4 protein-coding genes are annotated in these 6,392 nt (G+C 53.7%); all 4 read right to left on the reverse strand.

The features are described from left to right. Nucleotides 1-84 precede the first annotated feature (84 nt). A complete protein-coding gene (locus QZM72_RS14390; protein ID WP_144030160.1) occupies nucleotides 85-741 on the reverse strand; it encodes a hypothetical protein in 657 nt (218 codons plus the stop codon). Then, a complete protein-coding gene (locus QZM72_RS14395) occupies nucleotides 705-3,077 on the reverse strand; it encodes a hypothetical protein (protein ID WP_301738441.1) in 2,373 nt (790 codons plus the stop codon). The genes QZM72_RS14390 and QZM72_RS14395 overlap by 37 nt, the downstream gene beginning before the upstream one ends. Nucleotides 3,078-3,150: 73 nt before the next feature. Further along, entirely contained in the window at nucleotides 3,151-5,505 is a 2,355-nt protein-coding gene (locus QZM72_RS14400; RefSeq protein ID WP_089470146.1) for a type VI secretion system Vgr family protein, read from the reverse strand. Nucleotides 5,506-6,039: 534 nt separating this feature from the next. After that, a partial coding sequence (locus QZM72_RS14405; RefSeq protein WP_301738442.1) for an AAA-associated domain-containing protein occupies nucleotides 6,040-6,392 on the reverse strand: 353 nt, incomplete at its 5' end.

Here is a 6,392-nt window from a genome sequence, read left to right on the forward strand (position 1 = left end):
GGTTATCTAGTTGAGCAAGGATTTTCTGAATTCCCAGCACACCGTGCGCCCAAGCTCACGGACAAATTAATGGCGAATTAAAATCTATCGATCCCCTTCGTTTGTTTCAGGAGCCGTCGATCGCAAGGCAACAACTTCAATTCCGCCAAGCGCCGCAGGAATTCGATCGCTTTCCTTTTTGCCAAGCTTCCTCCCCACAACCTCAAACGAAAAACATGGAAAATATATTACACCAGGACATATTAAAAAATAATCAGGAACAGTCAATCTTTCTCGATCGCCATATACCGAATTAACATAGGCAACGGTTCCACCCCACCCCTTTCCCTCATATTTCTTTTGCCATACGATATTACGCACATATCGCCCACCAGAATCTTCCAAAGCGATTTCTTCGACTGCGGTAGTTTTATTCTCAACACTCGAACCCGATCCACCCAAAAAACAACTAAACGATAGCTTCCCGCGTATAGCCTCCTTATCCAGCTTCATCACAAGATCAAAAACAAACGATATAATTCCATTATTTACATTTACAGTTGAACCAACTGTTTTTGAAGATATATTTTCACCAATGACATATCCACATCGACTCTCCAATAGAAATATATTATCTCGATAATTGGGACGACTATTAGAAGCCAACTCAGCTCTCGCAGCCCCATCAAGCCACAAAATAGCCGACAACATCAAAAGTATATTTCTCACGACAACTTCCGTCTTGTGAAGTTCTCGGGCCACGCTAGATCCTCCTGATTTGGACCCTTGAAAATCGCAATATCAGTCAAAACCATTAGTGCATTAGCGAACGACGTCGAGCGATCTATTAGACCATTCATGTTTGGTGGATTCTTGCCCGTGGCACCCGGATAGTTCACTGCTGCCGCACAATTCGCAAAGGACTGGTTGTAATACCACACCTTAACTCCAGAATTTGTCCGAATTATCCTTCTTTCGTTCACACTCATCTCGTCCGCATATTTATTGGCACTATCCACCTGTGGTCGCGACGGATTTTTCGCCGTTGGCATTGATTTTCCGGACCAAACCCAATAAGCACCTGCACTATGACTCGCATGCCAAACATCTCTTGCAATCTCATTTCGCCATTCCAATTCCTGCTCCCCGGGCGGCAAGCGCGGGTTTCGCCCAATGAATTTGAAGTATTTATAATAGTTATTATTTCCGCCACCCATATTTCCATTAGGATTTGTCAACTGCAAAAAACCTCGACCAAACCAACCATTGTGCAAATCTGTTGCACTATCATTTCGGTTCCCTTCCGCAAGATAGCGGAACCACCCTGTTTCTTGTGTGGCATTTGCCATAAAACAAACCTGTCGATCGGGGGTGTCAAGCTTAAATTTCCTCATCGAATTGTTCAAACCCAGCCCAAATCTATCAAGTAAAGACGAAGCATAATCTGGATTTGGCGACTCCCATACTCCCTGAGAGGGGGGATTATGTGACCCGGGCTTTCTAATAACGCGATCCGGTATAAGCTGGAGCATCTCCCTCTTATCAAGCCATCCACATTTCCTGAAATGCCGGATAAATTCAAGCGGATGGAAATACCATAGCTTCTGGCCTGCTAGCGATAATTCATGCGGCAACTCATCCAGAAACTGAAAGCAACCGAGAAACTCAATAAACAAGTCATAGCCATCTGGATTGGTATCGTTCTGCTTGCCAAAAAATCCATCTGGTTCATTCAGACCTTTATAGCGATCGTCGTTGTCCGACGGATCCCACTCGCTACGCGCGTTGAACACCAACCCCCTGAGCTTTGTGCGTACACCCTCTGCATTTTTCACGTAGCCTGCAAGCAGCTGGTTGGCATTATCGTCGTTGTTATTGTCGTATTCGAGCGGCCGGATCATTCCGGACGTTGCCTGTGGATCAGCAACGCCGATCAGACGGCAAAGCTCATCGTATCCGCATAACCCATCTTGATTAAACGGCGTATTGCCTTCGTCAACTTTTTGCCAACCCTTGAAGAACGGAAAGTCAGCGTCCGACAATTTAATGATCGCGTCGGAAGCGATGTTGATATATCCTTGCGCCCCATTCTCGTCGATCGGAACTGCGACCCAGGTAGCAGGGGCATCTCCCGGCACGGCCGTCCTGGAAAGAATTCGCCCAAAGCGCAGCATTTCATAGCCATCGCTCGGACACTCTGAATAGAGTGCTACCGCTCGATCATATAGGTCATATTCATACTGTTCCGTTTCTCCGTCGTACGGGTCAGCAACTGGAACTTGTGTAAGCAGGATAACGTTGCCGCTGCTACCACGGTCGATCCACGCGCATGTATAGCGCCGCCCCTTGTTGAACCACGCTTCCACATACAGGATGTCTTGCTCACCAATTGAGCCGCCTGGCAGTCGCGGAAACCAGTCGTCCGTCATACCCGCCGGCTGCGCAACAAAATCCTGTGGACCCTTAATAACGAAATAGGAATGTCCCCAGTAGTCGCTCGACGCAGGCTGAACAGGGTCCTTTTCACCCAGTTGAACCCTGTGGCCGTCCTGATCAAACCAAGCTGTAAAGTCAGCATCCGACATGAAAACTTCAAAATGCAGATGCCGAACCCCCTGATGCTGACCGACATACCCGAGCATGTCCTTGCGGTACACCTTCTTTGTGTCGCCCAACTGAACGACCCCGTCTTTGCCGCCGGCCGTATCGAGCAGCCATTTGGGCAGGGCATTCATCGATCCCTCCGCCGGCGGATTGGTCGGCTGGGGAGCAAGCCGCTCCTGTTCGGTCATGTCCAGTAAATGCATATATAGTGAGTAGAATGTGATCGTTCGCCCATGTCCTGTATCGGTCTTATGTCTGAGTAAGACAAATCCCGCGTTCGAGTTCAGCGACAGTTGTCCAGTCGGATCTTTCGCACCATCAGACAGAGCGCTTTTGCAAACGCGATACGCGACCACCTCGCCATCAGCAATTGCCCGCACCGGTTCGTGCTGCTCGCCCGGATCCAGATGAATGCCACAGTGAAAGCGCCGGTCGAAAGCAACGGGATAGACCCCATGATGACCAATCTCGAACTGATCGACGACGTCCATCATAGGGTCCGTCTTTGACACATCACTAGACGTCGCGCCCGATACGGGCAGGAAGGGAGGGCTGATGATCATGGCTTCAGTAGGACGACGAGTACTGGTCAGAAATCTTCAGGTTGGTCTGCGGTAGCGACGGCAATGGTGTCGTGACGTTGTTCGGCCCGTGAAACGAAAATGACGCCGCCTTTATCGTGAAGGCGCCGGGACAGTGAAATGTCATGTTGCCGTTCTCGATTACGAGCGAAGCTCCGCCGCTGTTGAGTGTGATCTTCGACTTGGCCGATACTTGGACGTCGGCACTTTGGCTCGCGACGCGCAACTGCTGCTTCGCGAACAAGTCCATCCCGTCCGTAAGCGCCGCCATCATGACCTTGCCCTTCGCTGCGACAAAATTCAGCCCGAGCTTGTGCGCACACAGCGAGATCAGGTCACCCGCCACCATGCGCAATCGCTTCACGATGCTCACGTCCATGTCCCGGCCTGCGGTGACGATCACGTTCTCGCCCGCCGATTGCTGCAGTGATTTCGGTGTCACGAACGCGATGCCGCCGGGAGCACTCGCAAGCAGCCCCGCGTCGCGAAGCTGATCGAGGCCTTCGAGCAGCGCCGTCTGCGTCGCGCGGTCCGCAGGGTCGGCCTTGGCTTGCGTCGTCGCAGCCGCGAGGTCCGTTACGCGCTGCAATGCTGTCTTGAGTTGCGCGATAGCGGCGGGCATGTCGAGATGCGGCGTCTCGGATCCACCTGCTGCGTCTGCCGAAACGAACAGCCCCTTCGGCGCGCGCAACGTGCCCCAGTTCTGCGTGGTCAATTCGAAACCCTGGCCGCGCTTGTTCTTGTCCCGGTCGACCAGATGGCCCATGTTGAGCGACGACTGCCCGAATACCGTCGCCAACCGGATGCCCTCGTGGTCTTTCAGATCCTCGAAGCGCAACTTGTTGCCGAGCAATGGCGAGCGGAATACGGCGCGGCTGTACCACCCTTCCTTGCCGTGGACGAGGTCGCGACGCGCATGGTCATGCAGGGCCCCCGCGATCAGCAGGCGGTCGCAATTTCCCTGGGTCGCGACGACGCGTACTTCGGACCGCGGCAGCAAGGGGATGTGCAGGCCGCCCTGATACGACGCCGACGTACGCAGCACACGCAACGGCATGCTGTTCGTGCCGCGCTTGCCGCTGTGCCGGGTGAACAGGAGCCTGACGCGATAGCGGCCATATTCGTCCATCCATGCGTACGGCTCGTCATCGCCGGACTCGACCACACCGATCAGCATGCCGGCGATCCATCGCCAATGCTTTTCAGGAACGTATTCGGGCCGGTAGGTCTGATGTGCGGGGATCGCTTCGAAGGTGTTGACCGCCGACTGGCTCCGGCTACCGGTCGTGACGAGCTTCGTGATCACCATCCCGTGCGGCGCCTCGTGCACCTCGTCATTGGTAATCCGCACCACCATGCCAGGCGTCATGCCGATGACGTTGCTCGTGCCCGTGAGCCGAATCTGCCGCGTGAGAAGTTCGTCACGCCGCGCGTCAGCCAGCGCCTGCCCTTCCTCGACCGAATGGAAATGCTCGACGCTGCGGTTCACACTCCCGTATACCGAGCGGTCGTCGTAGGCCACGATTGATTCGACCTGCAGCGGATCGTCGGGGACGCGATAGTTGCGATCCCATTCGCGCACCGTCTGCGGCACCAGCGCGCGCGTGACTTCCAGCGTCAAGATCGCCTCGTGCCAACTCGTCAGACCGGAATGCGGCATCAACGGTACCTCAAGCGCTCGCATATAGCCGCGCGGTGTATTGCCGAACACCAGCGTGTCGCGTTGCGGGCCGTCCTCCTTCTTCGCCTGCTTGAAGTAGTAATAGACTCCCGCGCGCCGGCAGTGCCGATCGATAAAGTTCGCGGCCGTCTCCTCATACATCACGGTTTGTTCCAGCTTCCCGTCGAGCCCTTCCAGTTCGAACTCGACGTCGAAGGATTGGAACAAGTCGCGATCGACGATCATGTCGCTCAGCAACTCGCGAAACGACCTGTCCAGCAATACGGCCGAATCGTGCACCTCTTCAAGCAGCGAGAAACGCGGCTTCAGATGGACTTGGTAGGTCGCTTCGTCGCGAGACGTTTTGACGCGAGTCCATTGCGTTACGACGCCGTGCACGGTACGCGCGGCATGCCGAAGCGGATCGATCACAGCCGCCATCGAGGGCACGGAAGCGTGTTCCTCGATCGTGAAGACTGCCGGCTGGCCCACAATCGTCGCACCGTCGATCCGCTTGTTCTGCGAAGTCACGATGATGTCCGCGAGGAATCGCGTATTCATTTCCTCGGTCAGAACGAATGACAGAACGGAGACCGGCGCATCGAGCGCCGCGATCTCGAGATGCAGCGGTTGGGTGACGACCGAATTGGGGTGTTTCAGTACATCCTGGATGGTTCGCATGGTTGCCGTTGAACGAGAGGTTTTACACCGGCACGTCTCCCATTCACGCATTCAGGGCCGCAGTGCCACAACGCTCTCGCCAGTGAAGCATGTGTTCACGAAAATGAACACGCACCGGCCACAGATCTGGCAATTCGGAATTTTTACAGAATCATATAAAACACTTATTTATTTTATAAATTTTTATTTACTTTTAATCATACCTCTATTTTTTACTATCTCTTATTACCTCAAACCACGATTTCAACAACCATCATTAAAATCTAACCACCGAATTTGAAAGATAAATCTTCATGCTGATACAACGAGGGTCCCGCCCATCAAAGGAGAAAACAAATCTTCTCGAAATTCAAGTGAATTTTATACAGAATGATATCCTAAAAATCCCCTATAAATCCTCGACATGTCAAACGATATCGAGCCACCAATCTGATAAATAACCGAATTTTGAAATGTAGAAAATTGTCACGCCCCAACGTCGGCGCGACATCGGTGACGGAGGAATGTCGCGCCCTACATATCTACTTTCCGACTTTACGACTCGACATCCTCCAGACTGAACACTTCCGTCTTGTCGTTGTACGAAAAGACCTCCCCGTATCGCCCCCAGTCGATCACCGCATCGAGCGTCTCCTCCGCGGCTTCGTCGGACAGGAAATCCTCGAGCTCCTGCTCGAAGCGCACACGCGGCGCGCGATGGCCCGGACGTTCGTTCAGCACCTTCCGAATCCGCGCAGCAAGCGGCACATGTTTCAGCAGATGATCCGCGAACATCAGCTTGCGCTCCTGCGTGCCGAATTCCGCGAACACGCGCCCCGGCGGCGTCAGGAACACGTCGCCTTCGCGCACGTCCGCGAAGCCGAGGTACTGCAGCACTTCCGCGATCG

It is taken from the genome of Burkholderia sp. AU45388 (assembly GCF_030481585.1).
Classification (GTDB): Bacteria; Pseudomonadota; Gammaproteobacteria; order Burkholderiales; family Burkholderiaceae; genus Burkholderia; species Burkholderia sola.

Coding starts and splice junctions, on each gene's coding strand:
- QZM72_RS14400 (WP_089470146.1), bottom strand. CDS start 5,505: ATGCGAACCATCCAGGATGTACTGAAACACCCCAATTCGGTCGTCACC.
- QZM72_RS14395 (WP_301738441.1), bottom strand. CDS start 3,077: ATGATGGACGTCGTCGATCAGTTCGAGATTGGTCATCATGGGGTCTAT.